Origin of the sequence: Pseudoalteromonas aurantia 208 (assembly GCF_014858725.1) — a bacterium.
Classification (GTDB): domain Bacteria; phylum Pseudomonadota; class Gammaproteobacteria; order Enterobacterales; family Alteromonadaceae; genus Pseudoalteromonas; species Pseudoalteromonas aurantia.
The window spans coordinates 96,211-111,751 of the sequence record NZ_AQGV01000013.1 but is presented as its reverse complement, the minus strand read 5'-3'; the positions used below and the strand labels follow the sequence as shown (position 1 = coordinate 111,751).

The window sequence follows — 15,541 nt, the reverse complement described above, 5'->3', positions numbered from 1 at the left end:
GTAGTTGAGCAAGCTCCTAAGCAGCACATAATAGGACGAATAATGAATATTAAAACGATATTAATTGAAAAAGCGAACGCAGCAATGGTTGCAGCTGGCATTCCTGAGGGCTCGAACCCAGCCGTAACGCAAAGCACACGTCCACAATTTGGTGATTACCAAATTAATGGCGCAATGGGCGCAGCTAAGGCACTAAAAACCAACCCTCGAGAGCTCGCACAAAAAATCATTGATAATTTAGATGTGTCTGAGCTGGCCGAAAAAACAGAAATAGCGGGTCCTGGATTTATTAATATCCATTTGAAACCGCAATTTTTATCAAAGAGTTTGGAAGCGGCTAACCAAGATGACAAGCTAGCGGTGGCTGAGCATAGTCAGCCTCAGAAGGTGGTTGTGGACTTTTCTTCGCCTAATTTGGCGAAAGAGATGCACGTAGGACATTTACGCTCAACCATCATTGGTGATTCAGTGGTGCGTGCTTTAGAGTTTCGCGGTGATACGGTAGTGCGTCAAAATCATATGGGTGATTGGGGTACACAGTTTGGTATGCTCATCGCACACTTGGAAGACTTGTTAAATCAAGGTGTGGATTTAGAGTCTGTGGCATTGGCTGACTTAGAAACATTTTATCGTGATGCCAAAAAGCGTTTTGATGACGAAGAGGGCTTTGCTGATAAAGCCCGTGATTATGTTGTAAAGTTGCAAAGTGGTGATACGCATTGTCAGAAATTATGGACTTTGTTTATTGATACATCAGTGAAGCATTCAGAGGAAGTGTATCAGCGTTTGAATGTGACATTAACTCGTGATGACATCATGGCTGAAAGTGCTTATAACAGTGAACTGAGCAACGTGATTGCATTACTAAAAGAGAAAAGTATTGCGGTTGAAGACCAAGGTGCACAAGTTGTATTTTTAGACGAGTTAGCAAATAAAGATGGAGAGCCATCGGTATTTATTGTACAAAAGTCTGGGGGGGGCTTCTTATATGCAACCACTGACTTAGCAGCCTGTGATTATCGTTCAAATAAATTGGGTGCAGACCGTATCTTGATTTTTGTTGACGCACGTCAAAGTTTACACTTTAACCAAGTTGAATTAACAGCACGTAAAGCTGGATTCTTAAGAGATGAGACCAGCTACGAATTTAGCCCGTTTGGCACTATGATGGGCAGTGATGGCAAACCATTTAAAACGCGTACCGGTGGCACGGTGAAGCTTGCTGATTTACTTGAAGAAGCCATTAGCCGTGCGACAGATAAGTTGGCTGACCGAGAGTCTGGTTTGACTGATGCTGAGCGTGGTGAAATTGCCCGTAAGGTGGGTATTGGCGCGGTTAAATATGCAGATTTGTCAAAGCATCGTACCAGTGATTACATCTTTAATTGGGATAGTATGCTGAGCTTTGAAGGCGCTACGGCACCGTACTTACAATACGCTTATACACGCGTTCGGAGTATTTTCCGTAAAGCCAATATTGATAGCAACGCATTAACTGCATCGATTAATATTGAGCAGCCACAAGAAAAAGCGCTGGCAATTAAGTTGTTACAGCTTGAAGAAGTATTAGATCTGATGATCAGTGAGGCCACGCCGCACGTATTGTGTGGTTACTTGTATGAATTGGCTAGTTTGTATATGACGTTCTATGAAGCGTGTCCAATCTTAAAAGATGATGTGGCAGCAGATGTACGAGATAGCCGTTTAGTACTATGTAACTTAGTGGCAGATACTTTACGTACAGGCTTAGATTTATTGGGTATTGAAGTTATGGAACAAATGTAATTTACATTTGTTGGCATTGGGATACACCCTGAAACGAATAATTAAAGCCGCATTTCAACGTAGTTGGTGCGGTTTTTTTGTAAGGAAAGATGATGAAGCTTGAAGATATTCGTCGTGAATATAGCAAAGGTGGGCTGCGTCGCGAGATGCTGGCTGATGATCCTATAACGCAATTTGAAATTTGGCTACAACAAGCTGTCGATGCAGAATTTAGCGATCCTACGGCAATGGTAGTGGCGACGGTTGATGACACTGGGCAGCCATCACAGCGTATTGTATTGTTAAAGCATTTAGATGAACAAGGTTTTGTATTTTTTACCAATACGGGCTCACGTAAAGCGCAAGAGTTACAAGGTAATAATAAGATTAGTTTACACTTCCCGTGGCATGCAATTGAACGTCAAGTCATTGTCTATGGAGAAACAAAGCCGCTTTCAACGGCCGCGGTTGCAAAGTATTTTTTGTCGCGTCCTGAAGAAAGCCAATTGGCTGCTTGGGCTTCTCAACAATCGCGACCTGTATCATCACGCAAAGTGCTGATGGAAACGTTCCAGGCAATGAAAGCGAAATTTTCGAAAGGTGAAATTCCCTTGCCAGATTTTTGGGGGGGGTACTGTGTAGAACCAACTAAAATAGAGTTTTGGCAAGGTGGAGACCATCGTTTACATGATCGCTTTATGTATGTTAAACAATCCGCTGGCTCGTGGAAAATTGAACGATTGAATCCTTAAGCGTAATAAGGAGGTAATATGCGCTTTATCGATAGTCACTGCCACTTAGATTTTCCAGAGTTATCCTCAGATTTAGCGCGGTATATTACTAATGCCAATGCTGTTGGTGTTTGTGGTTTTGTGATCCCTGGCGTATCTTTAGCGCAAAGCCAGAAATTACTTACCTTCAAGCAAGAACATGCAGGGTGTTATATTGCTGTAGGGTTGCACCCTTATTTTATTACACAACATCAGTCGCACCACTTTGACGCCTTAGCGCAATATGCCCATGAACATCAGGGAGATTTGGTTGCGATTGGGGAATGCGGTATTGATGCAACTTGTGAACAATTAACGTATCAGCAAAGCTTGTTTCAACAGCATATTCAACTTGCAAATGCACTCAAGCTGCCATTGATCATTCATCATCGACAAAGCCACCATTATATAGCACAAGCATTTAAGCAAACGCCGCCTTTATACGGTGGCGTGATCCATGCTTTTTCTGGGTCACTGCAACAAGCAAATTATTATATTGCGAAAGGATTTAAGTTAGGTGTTGGTGGGACTATTAGTTACGAGCGAGCCAATAAAACCAAAGCAGTATTTGCGACTGTTGCTTTGCAGCACCTCTTATTAGAAACAGACTCCCCTTCAATGCCTTTGTTTGGCCATCAAGGGCAAATTAATTTGCCTGAGCGAGTGGTAGATGTGTTTAAATATTTATGTCAATTGCGTCATGAAACGCCGAGTGACATAGCGCAGCAGCTTTATGATTCGTCCTGCACACTTTTTCGAATTTGACGCTTTACTTCCCAGCGCTTTAGCGCTCTGCCAATTTGCCAAGTGAAAACTCCGGTGATCACTAACATTAAAAGTACCATACGGCCCAGTTCATGAAAGTGCTGGTGGCTTTGGCTCATTGCTGATTCAGTGAGATAGACGGTGTTAACGAAGCCTATCGGTGTTTTTTCATTATCTATGACTTGCACTACAATGGGGGTTTTTATTTTGCTTATTCCTGGCAGTGCGCTTGGCAGTGCATTGAGGGGTTGTCGCGGAGTGAAACCATCATTACTAATTTTCAACTTACCTTGTTGATTGTATATGCTTACCCCCATGACAAATGGATCGCTGGCAAGGTGGTTAGCCAATTGTCTTAGTGCTGGTAAATCGTTTCGTTTGAGGGGCTGTGCAGCATTGAGTGCCAATTGTGCGGTAAGGCTCCTAGCGGTATTATCGGCTTGTTTATGCAAGAGTTGATGTGATTCAAAGCTTGTTGTAAATGCAATGTGCGTTAACAAGAGAAAACATGCAGCCGCAATTAATAGACGTACCAACCGTCTACCTGTGGATGACTTTAATAATTCAATAGCTTGTGTATTTTTCATAGTGCCCCTGATGTTTGCTGACAGGTTACACCTTAGATGGTAAAAAGGGTCTGCAAGTTACTTAGGAGCCAAACATGTCAACCGTCAGCCTTACTCACCTTAGTGAAAAACCATTGTCACAAGTACTCACCTTAGCAAAATGGTATCAAGTTGAAAATGCCCAATTGATCGAGAGTCAAAAAATACCTTCACGGCATAACGGGTTGTTTATCACGCTATTTGGCGACGAGTTAAGCGCAATAAGCTTAGTGACGGTATTGACCTTTGCACACCAGCATAACGTTAAGGTGCAATCTGTCTGCCTTTATCAGCCTGATGAGGAATTAGAGAGTGCGTTGGCGCTTTACAGTGACGTTGAAATGACGGAAGCAACACTGCATGATTTTCGAGCTGGTTTGAGGCGTATCGGCGCTGATCAACAGTTGCAAGCTGCATGTATTATGAATCCAGCCAATAACCAACAGCCAGGATTATTGGTGATGGATATGGATTCAACAGCGATAAAAGTTGAATGCATTGACGAGATAGCACGGTTAGCTGGGGTTTATGAAGAAGTAGCTCATATAACAGCACAGGCTATGGCTGGCAAACTGGCCTTTAATGACAGTTTAAACCAGCGGGTGGCTAAGCTTGAAGGGGTGGAGCTGTCTCTTATTCAAGCATTAAAGGACGACTTACCATTGATGGAGGGGATCCAAGCACTATGCCATCACTTAAAAAGCAATGGTTGGCATTTGGTCATTGCATCAGGTGGCTTTTCGTGGTTTGCACAAGCGTTACAAAAACCACTTCAGTTGGATGAGTATTATGCCAATGAGTTGGAAATAGCAAATAATAAGTTAACTGGTAAAGTACTTGGGCAGGTGGTTGATGCACAAAGTAAAGCAGCAATATTATCTCACTTGCGGTTGCAATTGGGCTTACCTAAAGCACAAACAGTGGCAATAGGTGACGGTGCTAACGACTTATTAATGATGGCTGAAGCGGGAACCGGTATCGCAGTCCATGGAAAACCCAAAGTTGTTTCTCAAGCGGATGCGGCTATTTGTCAGGGATCATTATTACAGGTGCTTTATATACTCAGCATACCTGCACAGTAACGATTTTTAGATTTGATAAATACGTAAAATCAGCCATGTGATATGGCTGATTTCGGACTAACAATATGAAAGGAAAATGTCTTAGCGAGTTAATTTTTCAATAAGTTACCAGAACTAATCGCTATTTTTCTGGGTTTAAGTGCTTCAGGCACTTCTCGCTGTAAATCGATAAGCAATAGGCCATTGTCTAATTCAGCACTGAGTATTCTAACATGGTCACCTAATTGAAACTTCCGTTCGAAGTTACGTTCTGCAATACCTTGATGAATGAATGTACGTTCAGTCTTTTCATCTTTGCTGAGTTTTTCACCTTTGACGACAAGGGTATTGTTTTCTGACTCAATGGACAGTTCAGCATCGCTGAAACCAGCGACAGCCATGGTAATTTGATACCGGTCGTTATCTAATGCTTCTATGTTGTATGGAGGGTAACTGGGTTGTTTTTCACTGTTACGCTGTGCTGCATCCATTAACGATGATAAATGGTCAAAACCAATGAATGAACGGTGTAGTGGTGTTAAGTCGATTGTTCGCATATTTGAATCCTCATAAAGCGATTAATGGTGATGTTTATTCTTTTTATAAAGCAATAAACACCAATATAAACATATGGTTAATTTCGTTCTAGGACCCTTTCGGCGTCCTAAATATGATGTATGGACAAGAAGATATTTTTTCAAGGAGGGTAGGTGATTTTATTTTATTTTTCTGCTTTACACTTTATTCAATGGCGGCAATACAGCTTTTGCACAGTTCTAAATAAGCGTGAATATTGTCTCCTGCCCATAGCTGTTTTCGTTTTTGATCTTGCAATATAACGGCTTTAAATTCAGTGTAAGGGACATCTGAAAAATTAGAAATGTAGTATTCGAACGCTTTTCTGACGGTGCGATTATCTAATGCTGCATCGCTGATCACGGAATCACTGGCGTCGATTAATAGACTGGTACAGACCACAAAACGCTCGTTTGGGGAGCTATCTTTCTGGACTTTAGCCATACGCTCTTTGAGCATTAACTGCTCTTCTTTTGCCAGTTCCATAACAATACCACCAAGATGTGTTTTTTGGCGACTGGTAGATTCTAATTTAGCGTTGGCTCTTTTAAGATCTCGTTTAATGTTTTCACCTCTGACGAAAAGTAGAATCATTAAAAAGACTGAAAATACAATCCCACCGACGACGGCCATTGACATGTAACACCTCTAGTGACTTCAGATCTTGACTTAATTATTGTTTATAAGAGCGCTTATTACAAAAAGGTACGTAGGGAAAAACAAAATAGTTTGAATGACTGACATATTAATTTTAAAATGACTAACTGGTCAGACCTTTTTTATATCACTTCTCAAATGCATATTTTTGTATAAAGTTTAGACTCTAGTTTGTGCTTGTCTAAGGCAATAATCCGCAGATTTTTGACAGTACAGCTTGATTTTGATACCGTATTGTCCAAATTTGGTATGACCAATTTACCTTTTGGTTTTAATACTCCAACTTACTGATGGTTTCAGCGGTTGGCAATACACCTAAATTCGGCGATTGATTAATGTCTTTAAAGATAAAAGCAGCTAAGTTATCAGATGTTATTTTGGAACAACTCGAAAACATGATCTTAGAAGGGTCATTGATGCCGGGTGCTAAGTTGCCGCCAGAAAGAGAGCTTGCCAAACAGTTTGATGTGTCTCGCCCTTCATTACGAGAAGCGATTCAAAAGCTAGAAGCGAAAGGACTGGTTACACGGCGTCAAGGTGGCGGAACGTATGTAAAGAACCAATTAGAAGAAGGGCTTACTGATCCTTTATTTGATTTGATCAGTAAACACCCTGAATCTCAATTTGATTTGCTTGAGTTTCGTCATGCGCTGGAAGGTATTGCTGCTTATTATGCCGCATTACGTGGTACAGGCACTGACTTTGAAAAAGTACAACATAGTTTTGATAGTATTGCCTCTGTTCAAGGTGATTTAGCACAAACAGCTGCCGCGATTAACACATTTCATTTTACCGTAGCAGAAGCGTCACATAATGTGGTGTTACTGCACTTAATGCGCGGAATGCAAACGTTATTGGAACAAAATGTATTACAGAACTTAACGGTTCTAGTACAAAAGTCAGATGTCAGTGAGCAGCTAGCTGAACATCGTAAAGTATTAATGGATGCCGTGATCAATGGTAATCCAGAGCAAGCGCGGTTAGCGAGTAATGCACACTTGGCGTTCATTGAAGAAGCCTTATTACAAGCAGGTAAAGAGCGCTCTCGAATAGAGCGAAGCCTAAGACGGACCAAGCAACAGTAATTAAGTTGGTTTGTTAAAACTGAATAAATAAATTCGTATTTTAAACATAAGGAACACTCCATATGTCTGAAGTCAATAAATTTGACGTAGACGCGTTAGAAACCAAAGAGTGGTTGCAAGCGCTTGAGTCGGTAGTAAAAGAAGAAGGTGTAGAGCGCGCTCAGTTCTTGCTAGAGCAAGTATTAGAGCAAGCACGTCTTGATGGCGTTGATATGCCAACTGGCATCACGACTAACTATGTAAACACAATTCCAGCTGATAAAGAGCCAGCTTACCCGGGCGATGTAAACATTGAACGTCGTATTCGCTCTATCGTTCGTTGGAATGCGATTATGATCGTATTACGTGCGTCAAAGAAAGATCTTGAGCTTGGCGGACATATGGCGTCTTACCAGTCGTCGGCAGCATTTTATGAAATGTGTTTTAACCATTTCTTCCGTGCACCAAATGAAGTAGATGGCGGTGATTTAGTTTATTACCAAGGCCATATTTCACCAGGTATTTATGCGCGCGCTTTCCTTGAAGGTCGTTTAACCGCAGAGCAGCTAGATAACTTCCGTCAAGAAGTGGATGGAAAGGGTATTTCTTCATACCCTCACCCTAAGCTGATGCCTGAATTCTGGCAGTTCCCAACGGTATCTATGGGTCTTGGCCCAATTGCATCAATTTATCAAGCGCGTTTCTTAAAGTACCTTGATGGTCGTGGTATGAAAGATACCTCAGCACAGCGTGTATATGCGTTCTTGGGTGATGGCGAAATGGATGAGCCAGAATCACGTGGCGCAATCTCGTTTGCTGCGCGTGAGAAGCTAGACAACCTGTGTTACTTGATCAACTGTAACCTACAGCGCCTTGATGGGCCAGTAATGGGTAACGGTAAAATCATTCAAGAACTAGAGGGCCTATTTAAAGGTGCTGGCTGGAATGTGATCAAGGTTGTGTGGGGGTCAGGTTGGGATAAGCTACTGGCTAAAGACACAACTGGTAAGTTACTAGAGTTGATGAATGAAACTATCGACGGTGACTATCAAACTTACAAAGCAAAGAATGGCGCGTACGTACGTGAGCATTTCTTTGGTCGTTACCCTGAAACAGCAGCGTTGGTTGCTGATATGACAGATGACGAAATTTTTGCCCTGAAACGTGGTGGACACGAGCCATCTAAATTGTTTGCAGCTTTTAAAGCGGCACAAGACGAAAAAGGCCGTCCAACCGTTATCCTAGCTAAAACTGTGAAAGGTTATGGCATGGGTGAAGCGGCAGAAGGTAAAAACATTGCACACCAAGTTAAGAAAATGGACCTAACGCACGTTGAGCATTTACGTTCACGTCTAGGACTAGAGGACTTGGTGACTGACGAACAGCTTAAAGATTTACCGTATTTAACGGTAGAAGAAGGCTCGAAAGAATATGAGTACCTTCATGCTCGTCGTAAAGCGCTACACGGTTATACTCCGCAGCGTTTACCTAATTTTACACAAGCTCTGACACTACCTGAAGTTGATGCGTTTGCGCCATTATTACAAGAGCAAAAGCGTGACATTTCTACCACAATGGCATTTGTTCGTGCGCTTAATGTATTACTGAAAGACAAGGGTATTGGCAAAAACATCGTGCCAATTATTGCCGATGAAGCACGTACGTTTGGTATGGAAGGTTTATTCCGTCAAATCGGTATTTATAACCCGCATGGTCAAAACTATACGCCGCAAGACCGTGATATTGTTTCTTACTACAAAGAAGAAACTTCAGGTCAGGTATTGCAAGAAGGTATCAATGAGCTAGGTGCTATGTCTTCATGGGTTGCTGCTGCTACGTCTTATAGCACCAGTGATTTACCGATGATCCCATTCTATATCTATTACTCAATGTTCGGTTTCCAACGTGTTGGTGATATGGCATGGATGGCGGGCGATCAGCAAGCTCGTGGCTTCTTATTAGGCGCGACAGCGGGTCGTACAACACTAAACGGTGAAGGCTTACAGCATGAAGATGGCCACAGTCATATTCAAGCAGCAACGGTTCCTAACTGTATTTCTTATGACCCAACATTCGGTTACGAAGTTGCGGTAATTATGCAAGATGGTATTCGTCGTATGTACGGTCCTGAGCAAGAAAACGTGTTCTACTACTTGACGCTAATGAACGAGAACTATCATCAGCCAGCAATGCCTGAAGGTGCTGAAGAAGGTATTCGTAAGGGTATCTACAAGCTAGAATCTAACACGGGTGAAAAAGCCCATGTTCAGTTACTGGGTTCAGGCACTATCTTAAACGAAGTACGTAAAGCGGCTGTTATTCTTAGTGAAGAGTACGGTGTTGCTTCTGATGTTTACTCGGTAACCTCATTCAATGAGTTAGCGCGAGATGGTCAAGCGGTTGAACGTTTGAACATGCTTAACCCGCAAAACGATGCGCAAGTGCCATATATCGCCACTGTGCTAGGTGACTCACCAGCCATTGCTGCAACAGATTATATGAAAAACTACGCTGAGCAAGTACGTGCCTTTATGCCAAGCACTTCTTACAAAGTGTTAGGTACTGATGGCTACGGTCGCTCAGATAGCCGTGAGAATTTACGTCGTCACTTTGAAGTGAACGCGGGTTACGTTGTGGTTGCTGCGCTAACAGAGCTTGTTAAGCAAGGCAAAGTTGAATCATCAGTGGTTGTTGAAGCGATTAAGAAGTTTGATATCGATACAACAAAAACTAACCCACTTTACGCATAAGAGGTTTAATCATGACAATTGAAATTCATGTTCCTGACATTGGCGCGGATGAGGTTGAAGTAACCGAGATCCTAGTAAGTGTGGGTGATACAGTAAGTGAAGATCAATCTTTACTTACTGTTGAAGGTGATAAGGCTTCTATGGAAGTTCCTTCTGCACATGCTGGCGTAGTGAAAGAAATAAAAATTTCAGAAGGCGATACGGTTGCAACCGGGTCGTTAATTATGGTCTTTGAAAGCCAAGGTGCAGCGCCAGCTGCCCCTGCGGCTGAAGTAGCGACACCTGCTGTAGAGGCTGAAATTGCTGCTCCAGCGGTTAGCTCTGAGTTAAAAGAAGTCCATGTTCCAGATATTGGTGGTGACGAAGTTGAAGTGACTGATATCATGGTTGCTATTGGCGATACGGTTAGCGAAGACCAATCAATCTTAAACGTAGAAGGCGATAAAGCCGCTATGGAAGTACCAGCGCCATTTGCGGGTACTGTTAAAGAGATCAAAGTGAACGTTGGCGATAAAGTATCAACGGGCAGCTTAGTGTTTGTTTTCGAAACGGCCGGTTCAGCGCCAGTTGCAGCTCCTGCTGTTGAAACAGCAGCCCCTGCGGCACCAGTAGCCAATGCCAACAAAGAAGTGAATGTTCCTGATATTGGTGGCGACGAAGTTGAAGTGACCGATATTATGGTCGCGGTTGGCGATACAGTCAGCGAAGACCAATCAATCTTAAACGTAGAAGGCGATAAAGCCGCTATGGAAGTACCTGCACCATTTGCAGGTACTGTGAAAGAGATTAAAGTAAACGTTGGCGATAAAGTATCAACGGGTTCATTGGTATTTGTATTTGAAGTAGCAGGCAGTGCGCCAGTTGCAGCACCTGTTGCGCAAGCAGCGCCAGTGGCTTCTTCAGCAGCAGCTGCGGCTAAGCTTGCCTCAGTCCCTGCGGCTTCTAATGTTAAAGAAGAATTTGAAGCGAACGCATCTTATGCGCATGCATCTCCGGTAGTGCGTCGTTTAGCGCGTGAGTTTGGTGTAAACCTAGCGCGTGTTAAAGGCACAGGCCGTAAAGGTCGTGTCGTTAAAGAAGACGTACAAAACTATGTGAAAGAGCTGGTTAAGAAAGTTGAATCAGGTCAAATCTCTAATAACAACAATTCTGGCGGTGGTGAGCTTGGTCTTATCCCTTGGCCAAAAGTTGACTTTGCTAAGTTTGGCGAAGTTGAAGAGAAGAAACTATCGCGTATTCAGAAAATCTCAGGTGCTAACCTGCATCGTAACTGGGTGCAAATTCCACACGTAACGCAGTTTGATGAAGCAGATATCACAACGCTTGAAGCATTCCGTAAAGAACAGAATGTCTTGGCTGAGAAGAAAAAGCTTGGCGTTAAGATCACACCACTTGTGTTTGTGATGAAAGCGGCTGCAAAAGCGTTGGAAGAGTTCCCAACCTTTAACTCGTCACTGTCGCAAGATGGTGAAAGCTTAATTCTGAAGAAATATGTCAATATTGGTGTTGCGGTTGATACGCCAAATGGCTTGGTTGTTCCAGTATTTAAAGATGTGAATAACAAAGGCATTATTGAGCTATCACGTGAATTGATGGACATTTCTAAGAAAGCCCGTGATGGTAAGTTAACCGCATCAGACATGCAGGGCGGCTGTTTCACAATTTCAAGCTTAGGCGGTATTGGTGGTACGGCGTTTACACCTATCGTCAATGCACCTGAAGTCGCTATCTTAGGGGTTTCTAAATCAGAAATGAAACCTAAGTGGAATGGTAAAGAATTTGAGCCGCGCTTAATGGTGCCGCTAAGTTGCTCATATGATCACCGTGTAATTGACGGTGCATTGGCAGCACGCTTTACTGTGACACTCGCTAACTACTTAAGCGATATCCGTCAGTTAGTAATGTAATTTGCTGTCCCGCCTTATAAATAGGCGGGACATCTTTTTGTGTGAATGATACAATTTTTAAACTCTCTCTGCCTTGTACCAAATATTGAGTATGTGGCAGGCATTTTGGTACGGATACTCTTTTTGAGTACAGTCCCGTTCGAATAATAGTTAAGGTAATAACATGAGCAACGAAATCAAAACTCAAGTTGTTGTACTAGGCGGTGGTCCTGGTGGTTACTCAGCAGCATTCCGTGCTGCGGATCTAGGTTTAGACGTTACACTAATTGAATCTCGCAACACCCTAGGTGGTGTATGCTTGAACGTTGGTTGTATCCCTTCAAAAGCATTACTTCATGTTGCTAAAGTCATTGATGATGCAGCTGAAATGTCTTCACACGGTGTTACATTTGGCGCACCGCAAATTGACTTAGATAAAATCCGTACGTGGAAAGAGTCTGTGATCGGTCAATTGACTGGTGGTTTAGACGGCATGGCTAAAATGCGTAAAGTAAGCGTAGTGAGTGGCTATGGTAAATTTACTGGTTCTAACACGATTGCGGTTGAAGGCGAAGCAGGTACTACAACAGTTACTTTTGACAATGCTATTATCGCAGCCGGTTCTCAACCAGTTAATCTACCTTTCATCCCAGAAGACGATCGTGTAATAGATTCTACTGGCGCTTTAGAGCTTAAAGACGTACCAGAGAAACTCCTTGTATTAGGTGGTGGTATCATTGGTCTTGAAATGGGTACGGTTTATCGTGCACTTGGCTCTCAAATTGATGTGGTTGAATTTGCTGATCAGCTAGTGCCTGCTGCAGACAAAGATATCATTAAGATTTACCAACGCTACGTGAAAGACAAATTCAATGTGATGTTGTCGACTAAAGTTGTTGCTGTTGAAGCGAAAGATGATGGTCTATATGTGACGTTTGAAGGTAAAAAAGCACCTGCAGAGCCAGTGCGTTATGACAAAGTATTAGTGGCTGTTGGCCGTACGCCAAATGGTAAACTATTAGATGCCGATAAAGCGGGCGTAAATGTTGATGAGCGCGGCTTTATCAATACTGATAAGCAAATGCGTACCAATGTGAATAACATCTTCGCAATCGGTGATGTTGTTGGCCAGCCAATGCTTGCACACAAAGCGGTGCATGAAGCACATGTTGCTGCTGAAGTGATTTCAGGTCAGAAGCATTTCTTCGACCCTAAATGTATTCCTTCAATTGCATACACAGACCCAGAGATTGCATGGGTTGGTGTTACGGAGAAAGAAGCGAAAGAGCAAGGCCTAAGCATTGAGACTGCGGTATTCCCGTGGGCTGCATCTGGTCGTGCTATTGCGTCTGCGCGCACTGAAGGTTCTACAAAGCTTATCTTTGATAAAGAGTCTGGCCGTGTTATCGGTGGTGCAATGGTGGGGATTAATGCTGGTGAAATGTTAGGTGAAATTGGTCTAGCAGTTGAAATGGGTGCTGATGGTGAAGACCTAGCGCTAACAATTCATGCTCACCCGACATTGAATGAATCTATTGGACTTGCTGCTGAAATATTTGAAGGGTCAATCACTGACTTACCAAATAAAAAAGCAGTAAAGAAAAAGTAAGTCTTTTTCTTTAAATTGAAAAAACCCAGCACCTGCTGGGTTTTTTTTTAGCGAGAGTTGTTAACAACAGAGTATCAGTGCTGTCGTATGTGCTATTTTTTATTTTTCCTATACTTTATGAGTTCGTAATCAAATTCATCGGGGTATACGATTAAGCCATCTTGATCTGGGATGGGGAATACTGCAATAGCAAGTTCGTCTTCTGCTAGGCCGTCAGTCCATTTAGCATGCCATTTCTTAAGTGAAATTGACTGAGGTTTACAGTCTTGCCAGTCACCAGTGGCCCATAATATGGCAAACTCTTCATTAGGCCAAATAGGTACACAATCCTCATCATCACTATTTAGCATAACGCAACCGTGTTCGTCAGTTAGGATCCATACAAGTTCTGTGCTTGAGACTTCTTTGATTAAGTATTTGTAACGTTGTGTATTGTCATTGCTGAGAATAGAGTTCATGCGTTGTTGATCAATAGAGTGTGTCATGACATACCTCTTTTAAATAGTTGTGTGCTGATATTCATCATTACTTTAAGCTTTTGCGATACAGTACGGCATCATGATCGCCACAAGGGTCGTTGTAAATATAGTTTTTGATATATTTCATTCCAATGTTTTTCATCACCTTTAAAGACCCGTGATTTTCAACAAGGGCCGTTGCAGAAAGAGCTTGTAACTCAGGGTGTACTTTACAAATGGTATTGGCAACTTGTTGAGCGGCTTCTGTTGCATATCCTTTGCCCCAAGATGATTGCTTGAAGCGCCAACCAAGCTCTAAATCTAAAGTATTTTTATTACCTTCAAAGAAGCCCATAGGTCTGACTAGGATCCAGCCTATGAATTCGTTATTTGATAATAGGCTGGTATGCCAGAGCCCCCAGCCTTTTTCTTTGTGTGTAAATGAGATAAGCCGAGGAATATAAATCTCTTGTATATCAGTCATTGAATTGGCTATACCGCCGTTGATGTGCGCCATGACGGCAGGGTCTTGATCGAGTTCATACAGTAACTGTGCGTCATTTTCAGTCATAAGGCGAAAGCCTAATCTTGCTGAGTTTTGAATATTCATCGTGGCTCCTTACTGTTTTTATATCTTAATTTTATTACAATACACACTTAACTGTTTTGAGGGTATCGAGTGAGTAATTCTGTATTGGCGCTACGCCAACGACAAATCGCGGTTGCAAGGCGTGAGTATAAAGCCAGAGGATCAAGGTTAAGCCGATGTGAAGCATGTTTACTTGCACAGCATTTGTGTATTTGTGATGGCATTAATGTGGCACATAGTTGCCAAAGCGCAGTCTGCCTCATTATGTATCATAATGAAAGCTTTAAACCATCGAATACAGGGCGTTTGATCGCTGATATTATACCAGATAATCACGCTTTTCGATGGGACAGAACAGAACCTGATCCAAAATTGATTGAGTTGATCAATGATCCGCATTATTACCCTGTCATTGTTTTTCCGGTGGATGATAGGGAGTCTGAACTAGCGAGAGTGATCAAGAAGGTTGAAGGGGGTAAGAACAAAATACCTTTGTATATTTTCTTGGATGGGACTTGGCGAGAAGCTAAAAAGATGTTTCGAAAAAGCCCTTACCTTGATAATTTGCCAATTTTATCGGTATCGCCTGAGTCTTTATCTGATTATCAATTACGTGTAGCGGCACATGCGCATCAATTGAGTACCGCAGAAGTAGCGTGTGTGGTGCTAGAGCAAAATAAAGAAAGTGCTGCTGCTGAAAAGCTGACTAGCCATTTTATTGATTTTAGAGATGCGTATCTTAAGAGCAAGCGAAAAAAATTTTAATCGAAGAGAGTAGCGTACCCGTTAATTTAGTTATTGTGAATAAATGAAAGTACAACAACAGAAAAGCGCGCGACTCATAAGAGCCGCGCTGACGGAATCTTCTAAACGCATCCTGCAATGTTGATCTGATCAACTCCTAAAACTGTCCGCATCCATGGCTTCGCTAAGTGTTCTATTTCTGCGAAATTCAGCGTCACTGCTAAGGTCCTTTAACTGTCCTTA

The 15,541-nt window shown here is 42.4% G+C and carries 14 protein-coding genes; 9 read left to right on the top strand and 5 right to left on the bottom strand.

The features are described 5' to 3' along the window. Positions 1-42: 42 nt before the first annotated feature. The 3 genes from argS to PAUR_RS15625 all read left to right on the top strand — a co-directional run bounded on the left by argS (position 43) and on the right by PAUR_RS15625 (position 3,299). On the top strand, positions 43-1,785 hold the full coding sequence (gene argS / locus PAUR_RS15635) for an arginine--tRNA ligase (RefSeq protein ID WP_192508691.1): 1,743 nt from the start codon (positions 43-45) through the stop codon (positions 1,783-1,785). A gap of 89 nt (positions 1,786-1,874) precedes the next feature. Beyond that, a complete protein-coding gene (gene pdxH, locus PAUR_RS15630) occupies positions 1,875-2,516 on the top strand; it encodes a pyridoxamine 5'-phosphate oxidase (protein WP_225738458.1) in 642 nt (213 codons plus the stop codon). Between the two features lie 18 nt (positions 2,517-2,534). After that, complete coding sequence (locus PAUR_RS15625) at positions 2,535-3,299, top strand: TatD family hydrolase (protein ID WP_192508690.1); 765 nt, start codon at positions 2,535-2,537, stop codon at positions 3,297-3,299. On the opposite strand, the gene PAUR_RS15620 is transcribed toward PAUR_RS15625, so the two are convergent. After that, positions 3,266-3,886 carry an AhpA/YtjB family protein gene (locus PAUR_RS15620; protein ID WP_192508689.1) on the bottom strand — a complete coding sequence of 207 codons (621 nt, stop codon included), beginning with the start codon at positions 3,884-3,886 and terminating at the stop codon, positions 3,266-3,268. The genes PAUR_RS15625 and PAUR_RS15620 overlap by 34 nt on opposite strands. Positions 3,887-3,960: 74 nt before the next feature. Here PAUR_RS15620 and serB point away from each other — a divergent pair, with 74 nt between their 5' ends. After that, complete coding sequence (serB, locus tag PAUR_RS15615) at positions 3,961-4,986, top strand: phosphoserine phosphatase SerB (RefSeq protein ID WP_192508688.1); 1,026 nt, start codon at positions 3,961-3,963, stop codon at positions 4,984-4,986. A gap of 89 nt (positions 4,987-5,075) precedes the next feature. Here the strand turns inward: serB and PAUR_RS15610 are convergent, their stop codons facing one another. After that, on the bottom strand, positions 5,076-5,522 hold the full coding sequence (locus tag PAUR_RS15610) for an Hsp20 family protein (protein ID WP_192508687.1): 447 nt from the start codon (positions 5,520-5,522) through the stop codon (positions 5,076-5,078). A 184-nt stretch (positions 5,523-5,706) separates the two neighbouring features. Next, the gene (locus PAUR_RS15605) at positions 5,707-6,180 is read right to left on the bottom strand and encodes a hypothetical protein (protein WP_192508686.1); all 474 of its coding nucleotides are present in this window, start codon (positions 6,178-6,180) and stop codon (positions 5,707-5,709) included. Between the two features lie 353 nt (positions 6,181-6,533). Between PAUR_RS15605 and pdhR the strand changes: the two genes are divergently transcribed. The 4 genes from pdhR to lpdA all read left to right on the top strand — a co-directional run bounded on the left by pdhR (position 6,534) and on the right by lpdA (position 13,507). Next, positions 6,534-7,283: a pyruvate dehydrogenase complex transcriptional repressor PdhR gene (gene pdhR / locus PAUR_RS15600; protein WP_192508685.1), complete on the top strand. Its 750-nt coding sequence runs from the start codon at positions 6,534-6,536 to the stop codon at positions 7,281-7,283. Positions 7,284-7,345: 62 nt separating this feature from the next. Continuing rightward, positions 7,346-10,012: a pyruvate dehydrogenase (acetyl-transferring), homodimeric type gene (gene aceE, locus PAUR_RS15595; RefSeq protein WP_192508684.1), complete on the top strand. Its 2,667-nt coding sequence runs from the start codon at positions 7,346-7,348 to the stop codon at positions 10,010-10,012. Between the two features lie 11 nt (positions 10,013-10,023). Continuing rightward, positions 10,024-11,919, top strand: a complete 1,896-nt coding sequence (gene aceF, locus PAUR_RS15590; RefSeq protein WP_192508683.1) for a pyruvate dehydrogenase complex dihydrolipoyllysine-residue acetyltransferase — start codon at positions 10,024-10,026, stop codon at positions 11,917-11,919. Positions 11,920-12,082: 163 nt separating this feature from the next. Then, the gene (lpdA, locus tag PAUR_RS15585; RefSeq protein WP_192508682.1) at positions 12,083-13,507 is read left to right on the top strand and encodes a dihydrolipoyl dehydrogenase; all 1,425 of its coding nucleotides are present in this window, start codon (positions 12,083-12,085) and stop codon (positions 13,505-13,507) included. 92 nt (positions 13,508-13,599) lie between these two features. Here lpdA and PAUR_RS15580 read toward each other — a convergent pair whose 3' ends face one another. Together PAUR_RS15580 and PAUR_RS15575 are read right to left on the bottom strand one after the other, a co-directional pair. Continuing rightward, a complete protein-coding gene (locus PAUR_RS15580; RefSeq protein ID WP_192508681.1) occupies positions 13,600-13,992 on the bottom strand; it encodes a DUF2750 domain-containing protein in 393 nt (130 codons plus the stop codon). Positions 13,993-14,032: 40 nt separating this feature from the next. Continuing rightward, complete coding sequence (locus PAUR_RS15575; protein WP_192508680.1) at positions 14,033-14,575, bottom strand: GNAT family N-acetyltransferase; 543 nt, start codon at positions 14,573-14,575, stop codon at positions 14,033-14,035. 69 nt (positions 14,576-14,644) lie between these two features. Between PAUR_RS15575 and PAUR_RS15570 the strand changes: the two genes are divergently transcribed. Further along, a complete protein-coding gene (locus PAUR_RS15570; RefSeq protein ID WP_192508679.1) occupies positions 14,645-15,319 on the top strand; it encodes a tRNA-uridine aminocarboxypropyltransferase in 675 nt (224 codons plus the stop codon). The last annotated feature ends 222 nt before the right edge of the window (positions 15,320-15,541 follow it).